A 22,886-nucleotide genomic window follows, 5' to 3' on the forward strand; every position below is an offset into this window, starting at 1 on the left:
GGACAGTCCCAAAACCTGAAGAGTTTCGGGCGCCGCGAGGCGTACGAAAGTCGTGGAAGAACGAACCCGCGGGATGGCGGGCGCAGAGCTATGGAGATTTTGGTAGACCGTCGTCCCCAACGAGGGACGGAAGGCGCGTGATTACCGGCGCCTGGGTACCTGAGCGCTCCCGGATTGCCCGGTCTCCGGCCTTTGGCGGAGCGCGACAGGGTCGGGCGACAGCGTTCGTGAAGACCATTCCGGCGTTCGGCACGCGGATAGGCGTACCCCGAGGTGCGCCTCCTCGGATGTGTGGTGGTGCTAGGCTATACCGGGTCATGGCGTACACGCCCGGTTCGGTGCGGGGCTGAACGGCGGCCCGCGCGGCTGGTACCAGCCTGCGAAGGAGCCGACGATCGTCATGGGACCGCCGCAGCGGGGGCAAGGCGCTCGAACGTCGGTCGCAGCGGCTCGGGTGTCCGGTTCAGGGTCGGTGGATCGCGGCGGGGGCGGTGTGCCGAGGATCGCGCGGATGTGGGCCAGACCGGCCTTCCGGTTCGAGCCGGCGAGGAAGCCGTAGTGCCGGATGCGGTGGAAGCCGCGTGGCAGGACATGGACGAGGAAGCGCCGGATGAACTCCGTGGCGGACAGGGGCATGACCCGCGCCTGCCCGCCCTCGGCGCGCCGATAGTCCTTGACGCGGAAGCTGACGTTTTTCCCGTCGAAGGCGATGATGCGCCGGCTGGAGATGGCCACGCGGTGGGTGTAGCGCGACAGATAGGCGAGCACGGCCTTCGGTCCGGCGAAGGGCGGCTTGGCGTAGACGACCCAGCGCTTACCGCGCACCGGGGCGAGCGCGCGGACGAAGGCCTTGGCGTCGGAGAGTGGGGCCAGGGTGCCGAAGAAGGCGAGCGTCCCGGCCTCGTGGAGGGCGGCGAGCCCTTCGAGGAACAGGCGGCGGAACAGCATGCCCAGCACCCGCACCGGCAGGAGGAAGGCAGGGCGCGACGCGACCCATCGGGTCCCGTCCGGCGAGAGGCCGCCGCCGGGCACGATCATGTGGAGATGGGGATGGTGGGTCATGGCCGAGCCCCAGGTGTGGAGCACGGCGGTGAGGCCGATGCGGGCACCGAGATGCTTCGGGTCGGCGGCGATTCGCGTCATGGTCGCGCTCGCTGCCCGGAACAGCAGGTCGTAGACGGCGGCCTTGTTCTGGAAGGCGATGGCGGCGATCTCGGCGGGCAGGGTGAAGACGACGTGGAAGTAGCCGACCGGGAGCAGGTCGGCCTCGCGCGCGGCGAGCCAGTCGCGCGCCGCCGCGCCCTGGCAGCGTGGGCAATGCCGGTTGCGGCAGGAGTTGTAGGCGACGCGCAGGTGGCCGCACGCGTCGCAGCCCTCGACATGGCCGCCGAGGCTGGCCGTGCGGCACTGCTCGACCGCCGCCATCACCTTGAGCGCGGCCAGGTTCAGGTGCCCAGCCCCATCGGCGCGATAGGCGGGACCGGCGGCACGGAAGACGTCGGCCAGCTCGATCGCGGCGGGCATCGCCTCAACCTGGCGCGGGTCCCTCCCCATGGAACAGGGCAAGCCTGTCGAGCGGGCTCGTCACGGCCCGCACCGTCCGGGTGGCGACCTTGGCGTAGAGCGCAGTGGTGTCGAGCCGGGCGTGTCCCAGCAGGACCTGGATGACGCGGATATCGACGCCGTCCTCCAGGAGGTGGGTGGCGAAGGAGTGGCGCAGGGTATGGGGACCGACACGCTTGGGGATCTCGGCCGACCGGGCCGCCTCCACCACGATGCGGTGAAGCTGGCGCGTGCTGATCGGGCGGGCCCAGTCCTGTCCGGGAAACAGCCAACCCTCGCGATGCAGGACGCCCCGCCGGTGTCCCTCGGTCCACCAGCGCCGCAGGAGACCCAGAAGATCGGCGGACAGCATCGCGTTGCGGTCGCGCCCGCCTTTGCCACGCTCGACCCGCAGGAGCATGCGCGTCGAGTCGACATCGCCGACCTTGAGCGCCGCGACTTCGGCCACCCGCAGTCCCGCACCGTAGGCGACCGACAGGGCCGCCAGATGCTTGAGGCAGACCGTGGCGCCGAGCAGCCGGCGCACCTCGTCGGCGCTCAGGACGTCGGGCAGCGGGCGCGGATGGTTGAGGCGGACCAGCCTGCGAGCGAGGTCGGGCCGCTCGATCGTATGGACGAAGAAGAACCGCAGGGCCGAGACGATGGCATTCATCGTCGGCACCCCGAGGCCGACCTCCTGCTGCGCGATCTGGAAACGGCGCAGGTCATCGACGGTCGCCGTGTCGGGCGAGCGCCGCAGGAACGTCGCCAGACGCCCGACGTCGCGGATGTAGTTGCGCTGCGTCTCACGGGAGAACCGGCGCAGGGTCATGTCGTCGGTCAGGCGCTGACGAAGCGAGCCGACGGCAGCGGCGGGAACGGCAAGGATGGTCATGGGATGGCTCCACTCGGATGAAGGGAGCCACGATCGTCCGCCCAGGCCGGGCAATGCTCAATCAGCGCAGGGCGCTCGTCTCAATCCGAAAACCTCGAAGCTGCCACCCATCCCGCGTGAGCGGGTTCGTTCACCCACCCAAGCCTGTCGTAGAATGGACGATTGGGTCGCGACTCACCCTAGCCGTAGAGCAGGCTGGCGGACGTTGACCCCGAGCGGTCGGTACCAAGCGTTAGGTTTCAACTACTCGTTTCAGGGCTGCTCGTAATGATCGGGCGCCGCCCGGCGTCGCCGACGTTTGGAGGCGGCCCGGCGGAGGATGCGCGACAACGCCTCGACCGAATACGGTTTCTGAAGGAGTTCGAAGCCGTGGTCGGTTTCCTCGGCCAGCACTTGACTGTAGCCGCTGGTCAGCACCACCGGCAGGCCGGGAAACAGCCGTCGCACCTCGCGTCCGAGTTCGACGCCGTTCATGCCCGGCATGACCACGTCGGAGAACACGACATCGTAGCCGCCGGGGCTTGCTGCCAACGCCGCCAGGGCGTCGTCGGCGTTTGTTACCCAATGGGTGCCGTAGCCGAGTTCCTGGAGGGTCTGGGTCGAGAAAGTCCCGACCTCGCGGTTGTCCTCGACCACGAGGACGTGGGTCCCGCGTCCGTCGACGACCTTGTCAACGGACGCGGTTTCTTCGGGTACGCCGGAATCGGTGTCCGCACGCGGGAGGTAGAGCGAGAAGGTGGTGCCGCGTCCGACCTCGCTCTCGACCACGACCTCGCCGCCCGACTGCTTGGCGAAGCCGAACACCTGGGATAGGCCGAGGCCGGTGCCCTGGCCGACGCCCTTGGTCGTATAGAACGGCTCGAAGATCCGGTCGATCTGGTCGGCCGGGATGCCGGAACCGGTGTCGGTCAGCGCGATCCGGACAAAGTTGCCGGTCCGCTCGGAATGAGACCGCATCGCCGGCACGAGGCTTACCGCCTCCACGACGATGTCGAGTCTCCCTTCCCCCTCCATCGCGTCACGGGCGTTGACCGCCATGTTGACGAGGGCGGTGTCAAGTTGGCTCGGGTCCGCGTTGATATGGCAGGGCTCGTCGCCGACGCAGATCGCGACTGCGATCCGAGCGCCGGTGAGGGTGCCGACCATCTCACCGATGGCCCTCACGCTGCGGCCGGCATCGAACACCTCAGGCCGCAGCGCCTGTCGGCGGGCGAAGGCGAGGAGCTGACCCGTGAGCTTGGCCGCCCGGTCGACGGTGTCGGAGATCGCGCCGACGTACCGGGCCCGCCGACCCTCGGAAAGGTTGGGGCGCTTGAGCAGGTCGGTCGATGACTTGATGACCGTGAGCAGATTGTTGAAATCGTGCGCGACGCCCCCGGTCAACTGACCGACGGCCTCCAGCTTCTGAGACTGCCGCAACGCCTCCTCGGCCTGCAGCAGGCTGGCGGCGCGCTCCTTCTCCAGGGTGACGTCGCGGGAGACGCAGTAGAGCAGCCCTTCCACTGGAACGGCCGTCCAGGACAGGGTTCGATACCCTCCGTCGCGCGCCCGGAAACGGTTCTCGAATGCCAGCGTGAGCGCACCGTCGGCGAGGCGCTCGACCTCAGCCCGCGTCCTCTCCCGATCCTCGGGATGTTCGAGCCACTCCGACGTCTTTCCGACGATGTCGTGGTAGTCCCATCCCAGGATACGGTGCCAGGCTGGGTTGATGCTCACCCAGATCCCGTTCGCGTCGGCGACGCCGAGCATGTCCTGGCTCACGTGCCAGATGCGGTCTCGCTCCTTGGTACGCTCGGCGACCTGGGCCGCCAGCGTCTCGTTCAGAGCCCGCAGCGCGCCCTGGGCGCGGACGCGCTCGACGGCGTCCCAGATCCGGGCCGAGACCTCCTCGACCAGCGAGACCTCGTCGGGCGTCCAGGCCCGCGGCTCGCGTTGGTTCACGTAGACGATGGACCGGAGGCGTCCCTCGTGGACCTGGGGTACGGCGACGATGGCGCCGATGCCGAAGGCTTCCATCCCCAGGCCGGCCGTGTCCGCATCCGCCTCGACGTCGGGATAGACCGACGTCCGACCCTTCTTGAGGTTGGCGATGTTGCCCGGCCCGAACGCTTCGAGGGGGTAGGTGTCGGCGAGCGTCGCGACGCCGTCGACGTACTCGGTGCCTAGGGTGACGGATACGCCGTCCTCCTCGACGAAGCCGTAGCCGACCCGGCTCGCGCCGAGGTGGCGTCCGAGGGCGTCCACCGCCGCCTGCATCCGCCCACGCGGGCCGCCCTGGTCGCGAAGGGTATCGGTCAGGTCGAGCAGGAAGCGTTGCCGCGTCTCGGATGCGTGCTGCTCCGCGACCCGCCGCTCCAGTTCGGCGTTGACCTCCCTGAGGCGACGCTCGTCCAGGCGCCGGCCGGTGACGTCGGAGACGGTGAGCACGGCTCCGACCACCGTCCCGCCCTGGAGGACGGGGGCGTTTGAGCAAACGACCTCGATGGGCGTCCCATCGCGATGGAAGAACGTGGCGTCGCGCTGCCGGAGGGTCTTCCCCTCTCGGATGGCGTGCACGAAGCCGCATTCCGACGCCGGAAACGGGCGCCCGTCCGGATGGTGGTGGTGGGCAGCCTCGTGCAGGTCCTGCCCGACCAGGGTACCGGCGTCCCATCCGAGCAGGACATGCGCCGTCGGGTTGGCAAAGGTGACTAGACCGTCGCGGTCGAGCTGGAACACGGCCTCGCTGACGTGGTCCGTGACGGTCTGGAGCAGGTCGGTCTGCCGCTTGAGCGCCTCGGCGGCCAGGCGTTGGTCCGTCCGGTCCCTCAGGATCTTGAGATAACCGACATGCGTGCCGTTGTCGGCGCGGAGCGGCATCATCTCGCCCAAGCCGAAGAACCGCGAGCCGTCCTTGCGCACGTGCCAGCGCTCGTCGTTGCCGCGCCCCTCCTGGCGACTGACGCGCATCTCGCGCTCGGGCGCGCCGTCCACAGCGTCCTCTTCGGTGAAGAACAGCCGTGCCGGCCTGCCGCGCATCTCGGCCTCGGACCAGCCGAGGATGGCCTCGGCGCCGGCGCTCCAACCGGTCACGAGGCCGTCGAGGTCAGTGGTCACGATGGCGTAGTCGCGGGCGCTGTCGAGGATCTGGCCGTGGCGGACGTCCGCCTCCCGGGCTGTGCGCAGGGCATCGTCGCGCGCCGCCATCGACCGGCGCAGTTCCATCTGCGCCATGACCTGCCGCCCCAACGCCTCCAGGGCCTCGGCCTGTTCGGGCGTCAGCCCCCCGGGGCGGGGCTTCCCGTCGATCACACACAGGGTCCCAAGCGGAAGGCCCTCCGGCGTCTCCAGCCGCGCGCCGGCATAGAACCGCAGCCGGGGCTCCCCGGTGACCAGCGCGTTGTTCCGGGTCCGAGGGTCGGCGGCAAGATCCGGGATGACCAGCAGGCCGGGCTGCCGCAGGGCGTGGGCGCAGATCGATTGCGACAGCGGGGTCTGGCAGGGGTCGAAACCGACGCGGGCCTTGAACCACTGCCGGTCGCCGGCGACGAGACTGACCAGCGCGGCCGACGTGCCGCAAATCCGGGACGCGAGCAGCACGATGTCATCGAAGCCCCGCTCGGCCTCGGTGTCGAGGATGCCGTAACCGGCGAGCGTCGCGAGCCTGGCCGGATCGCGGGCGGCCTCCGCGACGACGTTCTCAGACCCGGCCATGGGCGGACCTGCTCGGTGCAGCCACACGATGGGCCTTCGCCTCGTCGTGTGCGATCAGAAGCCGAAGCGCCGACCTGGCGACCTCACTGATGGATGTGTAGTCCCCCTTGGCGACCTGCCCTTCGACGTAGGCAATCAGCGGTTCGGTCAGGGCAATGTGTCGGGAGTGTTTGGCGGCCATCGGGTGCCACTAGCAGCTCCCCGGGACGGTGTCGCACCTGCGACACCCCTATTCGCGCAGCTGCGTCGTCACACCTGTTCTTGGCTGAGGATATCGTGACTGCCGGGATTTTATCTCTCGATCAATGACTGGGGAGAGATTGTGAGCGGCATTGCGGCGACTCCAATCGAGGGTCCGGAAGTGGCGCAAACCTGCGCACCTCCGATACCGGGCTGAACAGCTGCTTTTTTCATTCTGCCTTGCGAAAGCGGACCGGCAAAAATCCACCCAACTCGGTCGTAGAGCGGACGGACCGATCCCGCTCTGAAGCGGACATTTGCAACCGGCTCCTTCCCAGTGGACTGGACGACGACGTTGGCAGGCTGATGATCTCCGTACCGGCGGGATGTGAAGGATCATTCGGCTGATCGTCTCCGCAGGTGTAGGTAGGCCTCATCAAACTCAGCAGCGCGGACAAGCTCATCCCAGGCCAGAATGGCCAACGTGTTGCTACGGAGGGTAATTATTCCGTTGCCCCGCATCTCTTGCAGCGTGCGGTTGATGTGCACGGTGGACAGGCCAGTGGCATCCCCGAGTTCAGCCTGCGTCAGTGGCAGGGCACAGCGGTGTTTACTAGCTAACTCCACGGCCTCCTGCCTGAGGTACAACTCGCAGAAGAGGTGGGCGAGGTGTTCGTAGGCTGAACGCCGCCCCATGCACGCCATCCATTCACGGAAGATCCCTGCATCCACCAATGTGTCGCGCCACAGCACGGCGGCGAGGCGTGGGAAGCGGTAAATGAGATCCCGCAGTGCCTCGTGGGGGATGAAGGCCACGGTAGCATCCGTCTTCGTGGCGAGGCTGTGATCCATCAGCGGGATGTGCAGGCTCTGCAGATCCGGGATGTCACCGGCAATGTGGAAGGAGAAGATCTGGCGCTTACCCTCGCCCATGATCTTGTAGCGGCAGGCCCAGCCATCGAGGATGAGGCAGCACTGCGTGGCCGTCTCGCCATCGCGGATAATATCATGATCCGCTCTGAGAGCTTGAGCCCTAACGGGCAAGCTCTCAACGGCTTGGCGCTCCTCCTCCGTGAGGGGGGAGATGCTCTCCAGCTTGGTGATCATCGGCTGGAGCAAATGGAGGGACTTCGAGGCCATGTGGCTTCGCCTTGCATTGCAGGCGGAAGCGCGCGGCTCTCCCAGGCATCAGCACCTGTGTCGGAACGACTGACGATTTTTCCAACATAGAGCAGTAACTGCCCAAAGGCGCTATCATATATTAACAACTTTCACGGGTGCCATGGAACTGTGATAAGAGGCGAATGGCTACTCAGGCAACTTTCTGTCCGAACGCGGATTAGCAACAATCCAATCTTGAAACACTGCTTTACCAAGAGCTTGCAAGCAGACCCTCCGAGGATCCGAACAGAGTCCAAGCCGTGTCAAAACTTTGGGATTGGGACTTTGCGGTCGGGTGACGTCCCGGTCTCTTGAGAATGAGATGTTCATCGCGTCGAACGGGTTTTTGCGGTCGGGAGACGACCCATTTTTATTAGAAAGCGCCTCCTAGACAGTTTTCCGGCCTCTTCGGCGAGAGATCCAAGCCCCCGCTCAGGTGGGGATCGCCGCCAGGTGCTTCCGGCTTCCCAGGATGTTGAGAGCCCGCGTCAGATTGTAGGTGAGGACATGGAACGCCATCTCGGTCGAGACGCGCGGCAGGGTCTTGGTCAGGAAGTGCGTGGCCCCCATCCGCGCCTTCAGCGTGCTGAAGGGATGCTCGACAGTCTCGCGCCGGACCCGCATGGCCAGCGGATCGCCGTTCAATCGGTGCTGCACCATCGCCAGCACGTCATCGTGCTCCCAGCGGGTCACCCGGCGCTTCTTGCCCGTCGTGCAGGCCGACTACCCGGACAAGCCTCGACGTCGGCGTTGATTGCTCGGAGTGGAGCCCGGTCACGTAGGGCAAGATCCTCGCGAGGATGCAAGGGGCCCCATCTGCCAAGCCTTCGACCTGATGAACCTCGTGCCGAATCACGAAAATCAACGACCGCTAGCCTCCGGCTGCCTCAGAGGCCTGAGATGATACCCGGTCGTTTTTGGTACGAGCAGATTCCTGGTCGTCCTTGCCGAACAGACGCTCGAAGGCAACGTAAAAGGTCGGCGTCACGAACAGGGTGACGAAAGTGGCCACCAGTAGGCCGCCGATGACCACGGTGCCCATCGACACCCGGGCGTTGGCGCCTGCGCCGCTGGCGATGGCGAGCGGCACCGATCCCATGATGAAGGCGAACGACGTCATCAGGATCGGGCGCATGCGCAGGCGCGCGGCGTCCTGCGCGGCCTTGAGCACGTCCTCGCCCTGCTTGCGCAGGTCTTCGGCGAAGGCGACGAGCAGGATCGAATTCTTGGCGGCCAGCCCGACCAAAAGCAGCAGCCCGACCTGCCCAAAGATGTCGAGGGCCAAGCCCCGGATCGCCAGGAAGGCGACGGCGCCAAAGATCGCAATCGGTGTCCCGAGAAGGATCACGAAGGGCAAGCGCAGGGACTCGTACTGCCCGGCCAGGAGGAGGAAGATCATCAGGGTGCCGAGGCCGAAGATCAGGGGCGCGTAGCCGCCGGCAATCTTTTCCTGATAGGCGACGTCTGTCCATTCCACCGCGTAGGTCGAGGGTAGCTTGGCGTCGGCCAGCGCCTCGATGGCAGCGATGGCCGTTCCGGAACTAGCGTCGGTGGCGGTGTCCACCGCGATCTCGATGGTGGGATAGGTGTTGTAGGACAGGACCGCCGTCGGACCGGTGACGAAACTGGTCTGGATCAGCGAACCGACCCGCACGGGCTCGCCGCGGCTGTTGAGGACCGTCAGCGCCTCCACGTCCTGGATGGTACGGCGGCCGGAGGCCTCGCTCTGGACGTAGACCTGATAGACGTATCCGAAGCGGTTGAAGAGGTTCACGAAGCTCGAACCGACGTAGGTGCCTAGCGCGTCGAAAAGGTTCTGCAGGGGCACGCCGAGTTGCTCCGCCTTGGCCCGGTCGATCTCCAGGCGCATTTGCGGAACGCCGTAAGTCGTGGTGGGAATCGCACGCCCAACCGACGGCAGCTTCTCCATCTCGGCGATGAAGCGGTTGGCGGCCTGCGCCAGCTTGAGACCGCCGGTGCCGCTGCGATCTTGGAGTTCCAGGGTCAGGCCGCTGCGCGAGCCGAGGCCGGGAAGCGGGGACGGGTTCACCACCCGAACCTTCCCATCGGGATCGTGCTTGAAGCGCTCCTGAACCGTGGCGATGACGTCGTTCACGCTCTCGGTACGCTCACCCCACGGCTTCAGCGTCGGGATCTGGAAGCCGTAGAACGGCGCGATGGCGTCGGCCAGGATGCTGCGCCCGGTCACGCCGATGGTGTGCTCCACGCTCGGGATCTCGCGCAGCGCTTGCCCGAGACGGTCGACCATCACGTTGGTACGGGCCACCGAGGCCCCCTTGGGCAGGACCACGTCGGCGAAGAAGTAGCCCTGATCCTCGTCCGGCACGAACCCGGAGGGCCGCGCCATTGTCATCCACACGGTCAGGGCCGCGAAGGCGACGAAGGCGATGGCGACAAGGGCGACATGACCAGTCAGCCAACCAATAGCACTGACGAGACGACGGCTTGCCCCATCCAGCACGCGATTGAACCAGCGCAGGGGAGCCCGCCACAGGCTCTCGTCCTTCGCCCCATGGTCGCGGTGCTTGAGGATCAGGCCACATAACGCCGGTGTGAGGGTGAGCGAGACCACCGCGGAGATCATCACCGAGATGGCGATGGTCAGGGCGAACTGATTGTAGAGTTTGCCCGTGAGACCGGGGATGAAGGCCACCGGCACGAACAAGGCGGCGAGGACCAGGGTGGTGGCGATGACCGGCCCGGCGACCTCCGTGACGGCTTCCCGCGAGGCCTCGCGCGGCGCCATGCCGTCGTCCATCAGGCGCTCGGTGTTCTCGACGACGATGATGGCATCGTCGACGACGAGGCCCACCGCCAGCACCATGCCAAGCAGGCTGAGGGTGTTGAACGAGAAGCCGAGCAGGGCCATCGGCCCGAAGGTGCCGACCAGCGCCACCGGGACCGCGATGGCCGGGATGAGGGTGGCGCGCCAGTTCTGGAGGAAGAGGTAGGTGACGATCACCACGAGGGCGAGCGCCTCGAACAGCGTCCGCACCACCTCGAAGATCGCCTCCTTCACAAACTCGGTCCGGTCGAGGGCAATGCGATACTTCAGTCCCGGCGGAAAGCGCTTGGCGAGGTCCTTCATCGTTTCGCGGGCGCCATCCATCACCTGGACAGCATTGGCGTCGGGGTTCTGGTAGAGGCCGAGCGTGGCGGACGCCGAACCGTCGAAGCTCGACCGAACGCCGTATTGCTCGGATCCCAGCTCGACCCTGGCGACATCCCGGATACGCACCACGGACCCGTCCGGATTGGCACGCAGGAGGATGTTCCCGAACTCCTCTGGCTTACGCAAGCGTCCCTGGGTGACGAGCTGCAACTCGAAGGCGGTGGCCTGGTCGACCGGCGGCTTGCCGAGGGTGCCGGTGGTGATCTGCGCGTTCTGCTGGCTGATGGCGTCAGTGACCGCGCCGGGGCTGATCCCGAGGGCCTCCATCTTCATCGGATCGAGCCACACGCGCATGGCGTAACGCTTGTTCGAGAAGTTAACGATGCGGCCCATGCCCTGCACCCGACGCAGCGGCTTGATCACCTGGGTCTCGGCCCAGTTGGCCAGGAACAGCTCGTCGTAGGGGGAGCCTTCGTCGGCGTAGAGCACGATGTTGCCGAGGCGCTGTCGCGAGCTCTTCGTGATTTCGAGGCCTTGCGCGTTCACCGAGGGCGGCAGCTTGGCCTCTGCACGGTTCGCGCGGGTCAGGACTTCCGCTGCGGCGGCGTCGAGGTCCGAGCCGACGTCGAAGGTCGCGTCCATGCTGACGCTGCCGTCGGTGTTGCTGGTCGAGCTGATGTAGAGAAGGTTCTGCGCGCCGTTGATCTCCTGCTCCAGCGGGATCGCGATGGCGTCATAGGCCTGCTGTGCGCTGGCGCCGGGATACGTCGCCTGGATGTTGATGATCGGCGGGGCGATCTCCGGGAACTGCGCAATCGGCAGGGTGAGACCCGCGACGGCGCCGATCAGCGTGATGAGCACGGAGATGACGCCGGCGAGCACCGGCCGGTCGACGAAGCGGGCAAACATGCGGGAACGTGGCTTCCGGTCCAGGGCCGGATGCGTGGACCCCGCGATGCAACGTCTCGTCCCCAGGCGTGTTCCTCTCGCGCTGGGCGGTCGCGGAGGCCGGCCTCATCGATCTTAAGGAGCATCGTTGGTGCGGGCAGCAGTCGGATACGGTTTCGGGGCGGGACTGATCGTCCTGCTGGGCGCGGGTGGCTGGTACATGGCCGGGCGCCCCTCGCCGGACCGGATCGTGGCCGCCCTGCCATTCGTCGGCAAGAAGAAAGGCGTGAAGGCCGAGGAGCCTCCCCTGGAGGTCCGGGTCATCGTCGCCCGCAAGAGCCAGGTGCCCATCGCCTTCACGTACACCGGCACGATCATCGCGCAGCAGGACGCGACCCTGCAGGCCCGGGTGACTGGCAACGTGACGGAGCGGCCCTTCGAGCCGGGCGGACACGTGAAGAAGGGGCAGGTCCTGTTCCGCATCGATCCACGTCCCTTCGAGGTCGCACTGCAGACAGCGAAGTCCCAGGCGTCGCAGGCACAGGCGCAGCTCACCTTCGCCCAGGCGGAGGTCGACCGCACCGAGTCCCTGGCCGACAAGGGCTATGCCACCGAGCAACGGTTCCAGCAGTTGCAATCGAACCGGACCTCCGCCGTCGCCCAGGTCCAGGGGGCCGAGGCCGCGATCGCCAGGCAGAACCTGAACCTGGATTACGCCATCGTGAACGCGCCCTTCGACGGACGCGCCAGCCTTTCGACGATCAATCCCGGCGACCTCGTGATCGAGAACCAGACCCAGCTCGTCTCGGTCGTGCAACTCGATCCGATCGACATCCAGATGGCCCTTTCCTCGGAGGACTCCGAGACCATCCGGGCGGCGATGAAGGAAGGAAGCGTCACGGTCGCCGTCCTCGACGCCGAGGGCAAGACCGTTCGCGAGGCCAGGATCTACCAGCTCGACAACCGCTTCGATCCCGGAACCGCCCGTCGTCTTGTCCGGGCGTTGATGCCCAACACCGACGAGCGCTTCCTGCCCGGGCAGTTCGTACGCGCCAAGATCCAGACCGGCACGAAGGACAGGCTGCTGGTCCCCACCGTGTCCCTGGATGCGCAACTCGCGCAGCAGATCGTCTACGTCGTTGACGGGAACGGCACGGTGCAACAGCGGCCCGTGACCACCGGCGATGCCTATGGCGAGGACACCGCGATCCTGGACGGGCTCTCGGACGGCGACCGGGTGGTGGTCGACCATCTCCAGGACATGCGTCAGAACCTGAAAGTCGTCGTCCGACCGGACGTCGACGCCGGTCAGGAAGGCAAGGCCGGTCACGCCGTGAACGGACCCGGATAGGGTCGATGCCCCCCGCAATCGTCGAACCTCGTCGATCAACCCCAGTGACACCGGACACCATGCCAAACGACCGTCCCGTCATCCTGATGGCAGCCCTCCTCGCGTCCGGCTGCTTCGCCACGGACGCACTGGCGAAGGAATGCCGTGCCACGCGGTCGGCCTACGACCGCATCGAGACGGGCATGAGCATGGCGCGGGTCCGGACGATCTTTGGATGCAAGGGCCGGCAGGTAACCCATATGACAATCGGCGCCACGCACAGGGCAACCTATTCCTGGCGCGGGGCGGGTCGGTATGGCGCTAACGTCACCCTGACCTTCCGCAACGGACGTCTCACACGGAAAGCGCAACTCGGGCTTTGACGGTCGAGTCTTGGGGACGACCTGGGCAACCCGGACGGTTGCCCCCGCCGAAACATGAGCCAGCTGGCCGGCGGTCCGTGGCTCCTCCGTCCCCGACGGTCCCCCCGCAGCATGGAGGGCTGGAACGCAATCTCAACTCAAGCGTCGCTTCCCGTCAGAGGGGGACGGGCATGGTGGCATCATGAGCATGAAGTCGAGCGGGACGTCCCCGGAAGCCGAGGCCGGAGGGGCGGGAAAACTGCATCCCCGCAAGTTCGACCTGCTCAACCTCACGGTCGTCGACGTGAACGGCGGCTTACGCCCGTACCTCAACGTCTTCCTGCTCGTGCACCGGGAGTGGAGCGCTACGACCGTCGGATTGGTCACGACCGTCGCCGGCCTCATCGGAGTTGCCCTGCAGGCACCCCTCGGCGCCGTCATCGACGCCGCACGGGACAAGCGCATGGCCATTGTGGCGGCTCTACTAGCTGCGTCGTCCGGGGCCGCGGTGATCGCGATCTGGCCCCAGTTCTGGCCGGTGCTTGTGGCCTTCACGATCCTGACCGCGGCGGGCAGCAGCTTCACCCCGACCATAGCGGGTCTCACGCTCGGCATCTTTCCGAAGGAGCGCCTGTCGCGCAGAATGGGCCGCAACAGCGCCTGGTACCGCGGAGGCAATGTCTGCATCGCCGTTCTGATCGCACTGGTCGGCTACGGCTTCCCGGACCGGGCGGTCTTCTTCCTTGTCCCCGCCCTGTCGCTCCTCGCCGCAGCCGCGGTGCTGTCCATCCCACGCGACATCGTCGGGCAGGAGCTCGCCGAGGAGGTAAAGCCCAAGGCGAAGGGCGGCTCAGGGCTCAAGGTGCTCGTCGCCAACCGCCCCCTCCTCATCTTCGCCGCGTCGATCTTCCTGTTTCAGTTGGCGAACGGGCCGATGGCCTCGCTCGTCGCCCAGAAGATCTCCTTGGCGCACGAGAATTGGTCGGCCGCGATCACATCGACGACCATTATCGCGGCCCAGGTCGTGATGCTGCCCATGGCCATCATGGTAGGGCGCTTCGCCGATGGGTGGGGGCGCAAGCCCATCATCCTGTTCGCCTTCGCGATGCTGCCGATCCGGGCGCTGCTCTACACGGTGTCCGACGACGCGATCTGGCTGTTCGCGGTCCAGTCCCTGGAGGGGGTCAGCACCGGTCTCTACAGCGCGATCAAGCCGCTGATGATCGCCGACTTCATGGAGGACAAGAGCCGCTACAACCTCGCCTCGGGAGCCATTGCGACCGTCCAGGGCGTCGCCATCGCCCTGTCGAACGTGCTCGCCGGTAGCATCGTCGATCTCAGTGGGTTCACCGCGGCGTTCCTCGTCTCCAGCGCCATCGGGACGGCCGCGGCCCTGCTGCTGACCCGGATGCCGGAACCGTCGAGCGTCAAGGCCTGAGCACGGGGTGCGACCACGTCCGGCATCCCGACCGCGCCGGTCCGTGAACACGGAATACGAAAAGGCCCGGCCGCCAACCGAATGGGCGTCCGGGCCTTCGCAGGTCTCGCAGGGGCCGGTCAGACCCGAGGGAGACTACTTCTTCTTGGAGTAGTCGAAGCTCGGGGCTTTATTGAGGGTGTCCTTGTCGGTGTCGACGTAGGCGGCCCATTTGTTGTCCTTGTTGCTCACCGAGACAGTCGATGGGTCGAGAACGACGTAGCGCTCACCCAGGCCGAGGAAGCCGCCGACGCTGACGATGACGCCGGTCACGGTCTTGCCGTTCTCGATCACGAGATCCTCGATCTCTCCGACCGTTTCCTTGTTGTTGTTGTAGACGTTCGTGCCGATCAGTTTCGACGAAGTGATGTCCGCCGGCTTCACGGTAACGAACTTCAGCTTGACCGTCGCCGTGTCGGCCATCTTCATGCCCATGTCGGACGCGGAATGCGCGGTGGTGGCCGGAGCGGGCGTCTGGGCCAGGGCAGGAACGGCAACGCAGGTCAGGGCGAACGCGGCGGCAAGATTACGGAACGACAAAGCTTCTCTCCATTTGGGAATGCGTGGGCGATAGTCTGAGGAAGACGATCATTTCGATGCCTCGACATCGTCGCCCTGGTCGTATCGGGAGGCTCAACGTACGCCTCCCGGAAACGTTTCAGACACATTCCAGATTTTCGCCTCACGAGGCGGGGATCGCGCCAAATCCTCATGGCGGTCGCGGATGGGTGTCCGACGGGGCGGGAACACGGACCACCCGGAGGCATTGGGGCCTGGAAGATCGCGGTCCCGCTGGCAACCTGAACGGACATCACCCTGCAATGACGAACAGAATCCCCCGGGCGGTCGCCCTCGTGGTCATGGTCGCTGGCCTAGGCGTCGCGGCTCCCGCGTTCGCCCAGTCCGCGGCCAGCCGGATCGACCAGCCCACGCCGGGGACCTTGCCTACAGGCACGTCTCAAGACGGCGGCGACGGTCGTGTCGCGCCGCCGAGCGCCATCCAGTCTTCCACCGACGTCATGAAGGGCGGGGCCGTGCAGGGTGACGGCGCACCGTCGCGGACGAACCCGATCCAGCATCTCCCGAAGGACATGCGCTGAGCGGCGGTGGCACCGGTTCCGTGATCCGGCGCGTCCTCCACGTCGTCACCCTCAGCGCCGCTGCGGTTTTGGTCGCGTGCACGCTCCTGCCCCTGGTCCCAACCGACTGGTGGGCCGTGCGGCTGCTGGATTTTCCGCGCCTGTATTGGGCCATTGGGCTCGTCGGGGTCGGTGTCGGACTCCTGCTTTTCCCGTCGAAGGCACGGTGGGTAACGGGCATCGCCGGGGCCGCGGTCCTGATGGCGCTGGTGGTCAACATCGCCATCCTGTGGCCGTACCGGCCGGACGTGGCTGGCCACATGGCGGCCTGCCCGGCGGACCGACGGCTGTCCGTGCTGATTGCGAACGTACAGCTTGGGAACCGCAACGCTCCCGGTTTGCTCGACGCTGTCCGAAAGGCCGACCCCGACCTGTTCCTGGCGATGGAGACGGACGCATGGTGGGACGGGGCGCTCGATCCCCTCCGGGAGCGGATGCCGAACGTCCTGAAGCGGATTACCGGATCCTACTATGGCATCGAGCTTTATTCGCGCCTGCCCCTTGTCAACGGCGAGATCCGCCATCTCGCGAAGCGGGAGACGCCGGCCATCGTCGCCGGCGTGACCATGAGGACCGGAGAGACCATCGATTTCATCGGGCTCCACCCGAAGCCGCCGCTCCCGTGGCAGTCCTCCCTCGGCAGGGACGCCGAACTCTACGCGGCGGCGAGCATCCTGAACGAGCGCGTCGAGCCTGGCATCCTGGCGGGCGACCTCAACGCGACCCCGTGGGAGATCGCGGTCGAGCGGATGCGACGGCTCTCGGGCCTCGTAGACCCGCGTCACGGCTACGGCTACGTAGCGACCTGGATTGCCGGATCGTCCTGGCTGCGCTGGCCGCTCGACCAGATTTTTCACGAGGGGGGATTCGAGACGGTGTCCATCGAACGTCTCGACGCCTTCGGGTCCGACCACTTCCCCTACCTCGCCCGCCTGTGCCGGCGTACCGGAGCGTCCGTCGATCCCGTCGCCCCTCCGGACGCGGGTGACGTTACCGCGGCCAACGCAACCCTCGCCGCCGCCGGGGCGGTAGAGATGATACGATTGCCCACGGACCGCTAAGGCGCCCTCGGAAGGGACCGACGTTTCCGATCCCTTGTTGCGTCGCGGCATTGAACCGCGCTATGGGCCCTCATCCAACAGGACCCGGTGAAACCCCGGGTGGCTCTTCCGGCCGCCGATCCGCCGGACCACGCAATCGACGATGACCGTGTCGCGGACCTCCGAGGGGGCCGACCCATCGTCTTGCGCATCCTGCACCGGATCGATGACGCTTCGCGTGCGGGACGACGAAAGTCTCCCACCCATCATGAACCTCGCACACCTCCGGAGCGAATGGGCTCCGAACGTCACGCGTGAACTCCTGGCCGGCGCGGTCGTCGCCCTGGCCCTGATCCCCGAGGCCATCGCCTTCTCGATCATTGCCGGCGTCGACCCCAAGGTCGGCCTCTACGCCTCCTTCTGCATCGCCGTGGTCACCGCCTTCGCCGGCGGGCGCCCGGCGATGATCTCCGCCGCAACCGGTGCCATGGCGCTCCTCATGGTCGGCCTCGTCAAGGACCATGGCGTCGGCTACCTGTTCGCTGCCACAATCCTGACCGGGCTCCTCCAGATCGTCGCCGGGGGGCTTCGGCTGGGCAACCTGATGCGGTTCGTCTCGCGGTCGGTCGTCACCGGGTTCGTCAACGCCCTGGCGATCCTGATCTTCCTGGCGCAGATGCCGGAGCTCCTCGGGCAGGGCACCACGGTCTACGTCATGACCGCGGTCGGTCTCGGCATCATCTACGGCCTGCCGTACCTGACCAAGGCCGTACCCTCGCCGCTGGTCACCATCGTCCTGCTCACCGTAGTCTCGATGTATCTCGGCCTCGGCATCCACAAGGTCGGCGACATGGGCGCGCTCCCGAGCGAGCTGCCCTGGGTCGCCCTGCCGCAAGTGCCGTTCACCCTCGACACACTTTGGATTATCCTACCGGTCTCGCTGACGCTGACCATGGTCGGACTGCTGGAAAGCCTGATGACGGCGGCCATCGTCGACGAGATGACCGACACGACCTCGAACAAGAACCGCGAATGCGCCGGCCAGGGCGTGGCCAACATCACCTCCGGGTTCTTCGGCGGCATGGCTGGCTGCGCCATGATCGGGCAGTCCGTCATCAACGTTTCCTCGGGGGGCCGTGGGCGCCTGTCGACACTGTTCTCCGGCGTGTTCCTGCTGTTCCTCATCGTGGCGCTCGGACCCTACGTGGCGCAGATTCCGATGGCCTCGCTCGTGGCGGTGATGATCATGGTCTCGATCAACACCTTCCAGTGGAAGTCCCTGCGCACGCTGGTCACCCACCCGAAGGCGTCGAGCGTGGTCATGCTCGGAACCGTCGCCGTCGTTGTCGCGACCCACGACCTCGCCAAGGGCGTCCTGTTCGGGGTGGTCCTGAGTGGGCTGTTCTTCGCCCACAAGGTCACGAAGTTCTTCGCCGTGCGGTCGTCCCGCGGCGAGGGTGACGTGCGCACCTATGGCGTCACTGGGCAGATCTTCTTCGCCACGGCGGAGGCCTTCCACGCCGCCTTCGACTTTCGGGAGGAAGCCCTCAAGGGTGTGGTGATCGACCTGCAGGCCGCACACTTCTGGGACATCTCGGCCATCAATGCCCTCGACCGGGTCGTCCTGAAGTTCCGCCACCATGGCATCGCGGTGGACGTGGTCGGCATGAATGCGGCGACGGCGACCATGGTCGAGCGCGTCGGCACCCACGACAAGCCGGGGGCGACCTTCGCCATCGGTGGTCACTGATCGAACGACGGTCATCCTCGTGCCGCGCTGGCGGCTCACGAGGATGGCCCTGTACCCATTCCGAAACCCATGACAGCCCGAGAACAACAGCCCGCATGAAGCAATCCGCAACGCACTTGCTCGCCTCGCTGGCCATGGCCGGCATGACGTTCGCTCCCGCCCATGCCGCCGAGCCGACCGGAACCTGGCTGACGGAAGACAAGCGGGCCAGGGTCCGGACTGAGCGCTGCGGACCGGGCAACGCGAACCTGTGCGGCTACGTGGTCTGGGGCAGCAAGCCACTCGGTGAGAATGGCCTGCCTCGCGTCGACCGAGAGAACCCTGACCCCGGTAAGCGGGATCGTCTCCTGCTCGGGCACCAGATGATCCTGGGACTGAAGCCGGGCGAGGACGACCGTTTCTCGGGCCAGATCTACAACGGGGACAACGGCAAGTCCTACGCGGTGACCATCTGGAGCGAGACGCCTTCCAAGCTGTCGGTTAAGGGCTGCCTTCTAGCCGTCCTCTGCGGGACCCAGACCTGGACCCGTGTCACGGACGTGGTCCCGGGCCAGCTCAAGGGACCTACGAATGGCGAAGGCGGTCCGAAATCCGACCGTGAATGGGGCAGCAAGCCGCCGGCTTCAGGCAGTGCCAAGGGGCGCCCCGCTCCACCTCAGTAGGCACCCTCGTCCGGGATGCAAAGGACGGTCCCGCATGCCTTGCAATGGACCGCGTCCGGCTCGTGGCGCTGCAGGGCGCAGGCCGGACAGGGGTGGCGGACCTTGTTGGGCCGGAACAGGACCTGCGCCAGGCGCAGGAACAGCGTCACCCCACATAGCATCACCACGACCGAGATCAGGCGTCCCGACGTGCCCGATAGGGTGATGTCGCCGTAGCCGGTCGTGGTGAGTGAGGTGACGGTGAAATACAGGGCGTCGACGTAATTGCCGATGGCCGGGTTCGAGCGGTGCTGCGTGGCGTAGACCACCCCGGTCATCACGAACACGAAGACCGCGAGGTTGGTGGCGGCCAGCACCGCCTCCTCGTTGCGGCGGAAGAACACGCTGTCTGACCGAAGCCGGTCGAGGAGCTGGTAGGTCCTCAGGAGGCGCAGGGTCCGCATGATGCGCAGGAAACCCGCCCCCTCACCGATAATGGGGGCGAGGAACGAAACCAGAGCGACGATGTCCGCCCAGGTCGCCGGTCGCAGGAACTCCCGCCCGCGATGCGGCGAAATGGAAAGGCGCGCGACGAAGTCCGTGAGCACGGCGAGTCCGATCACCACATCGAGTCCCTCGATGAGGGGTGCCCGGGGCATGAACGACGACACCACGATGAACAGGATGGTGGCGACATCGAACACGAGTAGGCCGTAGCGGAACCGGTGGGCCCGGTCGCTCTCTCCTTCGTAGAGGTCCCTGAGGCGGCTTTTCATGGCGTCCATGTGGGGTCTCTACCGCCCCTCGCGCGCGCAGTCTCTTCTCCGTAATGGATGGATCGGTCGCACCGGACGTTTGACAGAGAGACGGTGGGCCGATGAACTGAATGGTCGGGTTCGGTCCCCGCTCAAGGAATGTTTGGATGTCTGTGACCCGCAAGGACGAGGCACGCCTGTTGAGCGGCGACGAACACGAAATGGTCACGCAGGCCCATCATCCTGCGCTTCGCGGCCTCGACGACGGCGCACTTTCCGACCTGGTCAAGCGCCTGCGCGAGCGTCGCGACCGGGCACGCGACATCTCCCAGCAGCAGCGTCGCGAGTTCCGTGGCAAGTCCGCTCCCTCCGGCGCACGTCCGGCCACCGACAACGGCGGAACGAAGCGCAAGGGTGCGGTCCTGGCCGCTGCCCTCAAGCGGGCGAGCCGGGAGCACGAGCGTCGACGCCACGACGCGGCCCGCACCGCGTTGAGCGGAAACGCCCGGCGTGCGCTGAGGATGAAGCGCGCCGCCGGCGACCCGTCCGCGAACCGGCCGTCCTCCCGCACCGCCGGACAGGGGATGCGCTCGCTGCCGAACGACGGGATCGCGCCCTCGGGCGCCCTCGACGCGGAAGGTCACAAGCCCGTCCTGGAACGCAGCCGCAAGGTGCGCTGAAGGTTCCGCGTGGCGCTTAACCTTGAGCCGTCGCACGGGTTGCCCCGTGGGCGGACAGCTGGCAGGCCAAGGCCATGCATGAGCCCAAGCGACTACCCCGTCCGATCTCGGCCCTTCGCAACGTCCTGCAGGGCGAGGCGTCCGGTGGCCTGATCCTGATGGCGAGCGCCGCCCTGGCCCTCGCCATCGCGAACTCTGGCTGGTCCGAGGCGTACTTCGCCGTCCTCAAGACTTATGTCGGTGGCCTTAGCGTCCTGCACTGGGTCAACGACGGTCTGATGGCGGTATTCTTCCTGCTGGTTGGGTTGGAGATCAAGCGCGAGGTTCTAGACGGGCGCCTGCGGACCTGGCCGGACCGAGTGCTGCCCGGCGTGGCGGCGCTCGGCGGTATGGTCGTCCCAGCTCTGGTCTACGTCGCGGTCAACCGGCACTCGCCCGAGACCCTGCGCGGTTGGGCGATCCCGACCGCCACCGACATCGCCTTCGCGCTCGGCGTGCTCGCCCTCCTGGGATCGCGCGTTCCCGTCTCACTCAAGATCTTCCTGACCGCGCTCGCCATCATCGACGACCTCGGGGCGGTCCTTATCATCGCCGCGTTCTACACCGCCGACCTGTCGCTACCGATGCTTGGCGGCGCGGCGGTTGTGTTCGCGCTCCTCTTCGGGATGAACAAGGCCGGGGTGAAGAACCTGACGCCTTACCTCGTCCTTGGCGCCGTCCTGTGGTTCCTTGTGCTGAAGTCCGGCATCCACGCCACCATCGCGGGGGTGCTGCTGGCCCTGACGATTCCGCTGCGCCTGAGCGTCGGCAAGCCGGACGATCCGACATCCCCGCTGCATATCCTGGAACACGCCATCCACCCATGGTCCGCCTACCTCGTGCTCCCGGTCTTCGGGTTCGCCAACGCGGGCGTGTCGTTCGCCGGCATGACGACGAAGATGCTGCTCGATCCGGTGACCCTCGGGGTGGCTCTCGGCCTATTTGTGGGCAAGCAGATCGGCGTGTTCGGGGCCGTGGTCGCCGCGGTGAAGCTTGGGCTCGCGCAGCGCCCGGCTCATGCCGGATGGTGGCACCTCTACGGCCTCTCCCTCCTGTGCGGGGTCGGGTTCACCATGAGCCTGTTCATTGGGCTGCTGGCCTTCGCCGACAGCCCGGAACTGGAGGCGGAGACGAAGATCGGCGTCCTGCTCGGGTCCCTGTCCTGCATGCTGGCCGGCGCCGCGGTCCTGCTGCTCGCGCCGCGTGCCGATGCGAATGCGTGAGGCTCGGATACGAGCTTCGACTCGTCCATGGCGAGCCCATCCGGGAGGGCGGGTCCGAATCGCCCCATGCGAACCTGGCTGACCGGTACGCCGGGCGCTACGGACGGCGTCACACCGGGCCGGCTAAGCCTCCAGGGCCTTAGCAGCTTCGAGCATCTGCCCGCTGGCCTCGTCCGCAAGCCGGCCTTCCTCCTGTTCCCGTGCCTCCTCGATGGCCCGGCGGACCGAAAGCGCGGTGACGGCACGGGTGATGGCCACGGCCATGACCGAGATGAGGGCTGCCAGCGTGAAGAAGCCGGCGACCTGCGCGAAGTCCGTGATCCAGGGCCACGGTCCGTCCGTGGCGGGATCGAGGGCGCCATGGCGCACGAGGTGGTAGGCCGCGAACGCGACGGCTAGCGCGGATAGTCCCGCGAGCCAGGCGACGAACACAACATCGGAGGCACGGGCGAAGAGGGCGATGCGCCGCCCGCGCCAGAGCAATCTCGGACCGCCGCCCAAGGCAAGGATCTGCTTGGTACAGGGATTGAAGTTCCAGGGCGCGGCGGGCTGGATCGTGATGAGCGTATGGAAGGCCAACAGCGAAGGGCGGGACTTCTCGTCCTTCTCGATGGCGGCAGAGGCGCGTCCGAGCTGCTGCTGGTAGTCCTGCCTGTCGACAAAGATCTTTCCGAAGGCCTCGGCGGCGAAGCGTTGTGCGGAGTCCCCGAAGCGCTCCTGCGGAAGCGCGAGGTAACCGACGGTGCAGGTCAGTGTGATGCCACCGACGGCGATGATGGTCCCAAAGACGACTTCGAGGGCCTTACGGTTCTCCTCTGCCGCCAACACGCGAAGGTGCGGCTCCGCGAAGATCGGATGGAAGTGCTCGTAGAGAAAGCCAACGCCCGTGACCACGAGCACGTGGTACACGCCGATGCCGATCAGCAGCCCGATGGCCACCAAGCCGAGGCTGCGCATG

General features: G+C 66.6%; 18 protein-coding genes, 1 pseudogene and 1 other annotated feature. Of the genes and pseudogenes, 9 read left to right on the forward strand and 10 right to left on the reverse strand.

The genetic code is table 11. From position 1 onward, the window contains the following. Positions 1 to 315: 315 nt before the first annotated feature. From FV220_RS01925 to FV220_RS01955, 7 genes and pseudogenes are all read right to left on the reverse strand, one after another. Positions 316 to 1,524 (reverse strand): IS91 family transposase, encoded by a 1,209-nt coding sequence (locus tag FV220_RS01925; RefSeq protein ID WP_147829304.1) that lies wholly within the window; start codon positions 1,522 to 1,524, stop codon positions 316 to 318. Positions 1,525 to 1,528: 4 nt separating this feature from the next. After that, a complete protein-coding gene (locus FV220_RS01930) occupies positions 1,529 to 2,437 on the reverse strand; it encodes a tyrosine-type recombinase/integrase (protein WP_147829306.1) in 909 nt (302 codons plus the stop codon). Positions 2,438 to 2,689: 252 nt separating this feature from the next. Next, positions 2,690 to 6,130 carry a PAS domain S-box protein gene (locus FV220_RS01935; RefSeq protein WP_147829308.1) on the reverse strand — a complete coding sequence of 1,147 codons (3,441 nt, stop codon included), beginning with the start codon at positions 6,128 to 6,130 and terminating at the stop codon, positions 2,690 to 2,692. Beyond that, positions 6,117 to 6,311, reverse strand: a complete 195-nt coding sequence (locus FV220_RS01940) for a type II toxin-antitoxin system ParD family antitoxin (RefSeq protein WP_147829309.1) — start codon at positions 6,309 to 6,311, stop codon at positions 6,117 to 6,119. The genes FV220_RS01935 and FV220_RS01940 overlap by 14 nt, the downstream gene beginning before the upstream one ends. A gap of 395 nt (positions 6,312 to 6,706) precedes the next feature. Beyond that, positions 6,707 to 7,450 (reverse strand): Crp/Fnr family transcriptional regulator, encoded by a 744-nt coding sequence (locus FV220_RS01945; protein WP_147829311.1) that lies wholly within the window; start codon positions 7,448 to 7,450, stop codon positions 6,707 to 6,709. 453 nt (positions 7,451 to 7,903) lie between these two features. Next, positions 7,904 to 8,188 (reverse strand): annotated as a pseudogene (locus FV220_RS01950) (transposase); the annotation flags it as partial. A gap of 154 nt (positions 8,189 to 8,342) precedes the next feature. Then, on the reverse strand, positions 8,343 to 11,513 hold the full coding sequence (locus tag FV220_RS01955; protein WP_147829315.1) for an efflux RND transporter permease subunit: 3,171 nt from the start codon (positions 11,511 to 11,513) through the stop codon (positions 8,343 to 8,345). Between the two features lie 130 nt (positions 11,514 to 11,643). Between FV220_RS01955 and FV220_RS01960 the strand changes: the two genes are divergently transcribed. From FV220_RS01960 to FV220_RS01970, 3 genes are all read left to right on the forward strand, one after another. After that, complete coding sequence (locus FV220_RS01960; protein ID WP_246689354.1) at positions 11,644 to 12,843, forward strand: efflux RND transporter periplasmic adaptor subunit; 1,200 nt, start codon at positions 11,644 to 11,646, stop codon at positions 12,841 to 12,843. 59 nt (positions 12,844 to 12,902) lie between these two features. Then, positions 12,903 to 13,205, forward strand: a complete 303-nt coding sequence (locus FV220_RS01965) for a hypothetical protein (RefSeq protein ID WP_147829317.1) — start codon at positions 12,903 to 12,905, stop codon at positions 13,203 to 13,205. Between the two features lie 181 nt (positions 13,206 to 13,386). Further along, positions 13,387 to 14,622 (forward strand): MFS transporter, encoded by a 1,236-nt coding sequence (locus FV220_RS01970; RefSeq protein WP_147829319.1) that lies wholly within the window; start codon positions 13,387 to 13,389, stop codon positions 14,620 to 14,622. Between the two features lie 135 nt (positions 14,623 to 14,757). Here the strand turns inward: FV220_RS01970 and FV220_RS01975 are convergent, their stop codons facing one another. Next, positions 14,758 to 15,201 (reverse strand): PRC-barrel domain-containing protein, encoded by a 444-nt coding sequence (locus tag FV220_RS01975; RefSeq protein ID WP_348642055.1) that lies wholly within the window; start codon positions 15,199 to 15,201, stop codon positions 14,758 to 14,760. Between the two features lie 281 nt (positions 15,202 to 15,482). Between FV220_RS01975 and FV220_RS01980 the strand changes: the two genes are divergently transcribed. The 4 genes from FV220_RS01980 to FV220_RS01995 all read left to right on the forward strand — a co-directional run bounded on the left by FV220_RS01980 (position 15,483) and on the right by FV220_RS01995 (position 19,252). Then, positions 15,483 to 15,761 (forward strand): hypothetical protein, encoded by a 279-nt coding sequence (locus tag FV220_RS01980; protein WP_246689355.1) that lies wholly within the window; start codon positions 15,483 to 15,485, stop codon positions 15,759 to 15,761. Positions 15,762 to 15,781: 20 nt separating this feature from the next. Beyond that, complete coding sequence (locus FV220_RS01985) at positions 15,782 to 16,861, forward strand: endonuclease/exonuclease/phosphatase family protein (RefSeq protein ID WP_147829321.1); 1,080 nt, start codon at positions 15,782 to 15,784, stop codon at positions 16,859 to 16,861. 77 nt (positions 16,862 to 16,938) lie between these two features. Next, positions 16,939 to 16,994: a sequence feature (sul1 is cis-regulatory element that is thought to sense ions involved in sulfur or methionine metabolism; They are found in Alphaproteobacteria), on the forward strand. Between the two features lie 114 nt (positions 16,995 to 17,108). Next, positions 17,109 to 18,590, forward strand: coding sequence for a SulP family inorganic anion transporter (locus FV220_RS01990; RefSeq protein WP_147829323.1), 1,482 nt, complete (start codon positions 17,109 to 17,111; stop codon positions 18,588 to 18,590). A gap of 95 nt (positions 18,591 to 18,685) precedes the next feature. Beyond that, positions 18,686 to 19,252 (forward strand): DUF2147 domain-containing protein, encoded by a 567-nt coding sequence (locus FV220_RS01995; protein ID WP_147829325.1) that lies wholly within the window; start codon positions 18,686 to 18,688, stop codon positions 19,250 to 19,252. Here FV220_RS01995 and FV220_RS02000 read toward each other — a convergent pair. Next, positions 19,246 to 20,016 (reverse strand): potassium channel family protein, encoded by a 771-nt coding sequence (locus tag FV220_RS02000; protein ID WP_147829327.1) that lies wholly within the window; start codon positions 20,014 to 20,016, stop codon positions 19,246 to 19,248. The two genes, FV220_RS01995 and FV220_RS02000, sit on opposite strands and share 7 nt — an antisense overlap. Positions 20,017 to 20,153: 137 nt before the next feature. Here FV220_RS02000 and FV220_RS02005 point away from each other — a divergent pair, with 137 nt between their 5' ends. Further along, on the forward strand, positions 20,154 to 20,666 hold the full coding sequence (locus tag FV220_RS02005) for a hypothetical protein (protein ID WP_147829329.1): 513 nt from the start codon (positions 20,154 to 20,156) through the stop codon (positions 20,664 to 20,666). A 74-nt stretch (positions 20,667 to 20,740) separates the two neighbouring features. Next, positions 20,741 to 21,928 carry a Na+/H+ antiporter NhaA gene (gene nhaA, locus FV220_RS02010; protein WP_147829331.1) on the forward strand — a complete coding sequence of 396 codons (1,188 nt, stop codon included), beginning with the start codon at positions 20,741 to 20,743 and terminating at the stop codon, positions 21,926 to 21,928. Positions 21,929 to 22,051: 123 nt separating this feature from the next. On the opposite strand, the gene FV220_RS02015 is transcribed toward nhaA, so the two are convergent. Then, positions 22,052 to 22,885, reverse strand: coding sequence for a hypothetical protein (locus FV220_RS02015; protein WP_147829333.1), 834 nt, complete (start codon positions 22,883 to 22,885; stop codon positions 22,052 to 22,054). Position 22,886 lies beyond the last annotated feature (1 nt).

This window comes from Methylobacterium sp. WL19 (assembly GCF_008040005.1).
GTDB lineage: Bacteria > Pseudomonadota > Alphaproteobacteria > Rhizobiales > Beijerinckiaceae > Methylobacterium > Methylobacterium bullatum.

What these genes read in the sequence shown, in the direction of transcription:
- FV220_RS01925 (WP_147829304.1), bottom strand. Translation starts at nt 1,524, where the DNA reads ATGCCCGCCGCGATCGAGCTGGCCGACGTCTTCCGTGCCGCCGGTCCC.
- FV220_RS01930 (WP_147829306.1), bottom strand. Translation starts at nt 2,437, where the DNA reads ATGACCATCCTTGCCGTTCCCGCCGCTGCCGTCGGCTCGCTTCGTCAG.
- FV220_RS01935 (WP_147829308.1), bottom strand. Translation starts at nt 6,130, where the DNA reads ATGGCCGGGTCTGAGAACGTCGTCGCGGAGGCCGCCCGCGATCCGGCC.
- FV220_RS01940 (WP_147829309.1), bottom strand. Translation starts at nt 6,311, where the DNA reads ATGGCCGCCAAACACTCCCGACACATTGCCCTGACCGAACCGCTGATT.
- FV220_RS01945 (WP_147829311.1), bottom strand. Translation starts at nt 7,450, where the DNA reads ATGGCCTCGAAGTCCCTCCATTTGCTCCAGCCGATGATCACCAAGCTG.
- FV220_RS01955 (WP_147829315.1), bottom strand. Translation starts at nt 11,513, where the DNA reads ATGTTTGCCCGCTTCGTCGACCGGCCGGTGCTCGCCGGCGTCATCTCC.
- FV220_RS01965 (WP_147829317.1), top strand. Translation starts at nt 12,903, where the DNA reads ATGCCAAACGACCGTCCCGTCATCCTGATGGCAGCCCTCCTCGCGTCC.
- FV220_RS01970 (WP_147829319.1), top strand. Translation starts at nt 13,387, where the DNA reads ATGAGCATGAAGTCGAGCGGGACGTCCCCGGAAGCCGAGGCCGGAGGG.
- FV220_RS01980 (WP_246689355.1), top strand. Translation starts at nt 15,483, where the DNA reads ATGACGAACAGAATCCCCCGGGCGGTCGCCCTCGTGGTCATGGTCGCT.
- FV220_RS01990 (WP_147829323.1), top strand. Translation starts at nt 17,109, where the DNA reads ATGAACCTCGCACACCTCCGGAGCGAATGGGCTCCGAACGTCACGCGT.
- FV220_RS01995 (WP_147829325.1), top strand. Translation starts at nt 18,686, where the DNA reads ATGAAGCAATCCGCAACGCACTTGCTCGCCTCGCTGGCCATGGCCGGC.
- FV220_RS02000 (WP_147829327.1), bottom strand. Translation starts at nt 20,016, where the DNA reads ATGGACGCCATGAAAAGCCGCCTCAGGGACCTCTACGAAGGAGAGAGC.
- FV220_RS02005 (WP_147829329.1), top strand. Translation starts at nt 20,154, where the DNA reads ATGTCTGTGACCCGCAAGGACGAGGCACGCCTGTTGAGCGGCGACGAA.
- nhaA (WP_147829331.1), top strand. Translation starts at nt 20,741, where the DNA reads ATGCATGAGCCCAAGCGACTACCCCGTCCGATCTCGGCCCTTCGCAAC.
- FV220_RS02015 (WP_147829333.1), bottom strand. Translation starts at nt 22,885, where the DNA reads ATGCGCAGCCTCGGCTTGGTGGCCATCGGGCTGCTGATCGGCATCGGC.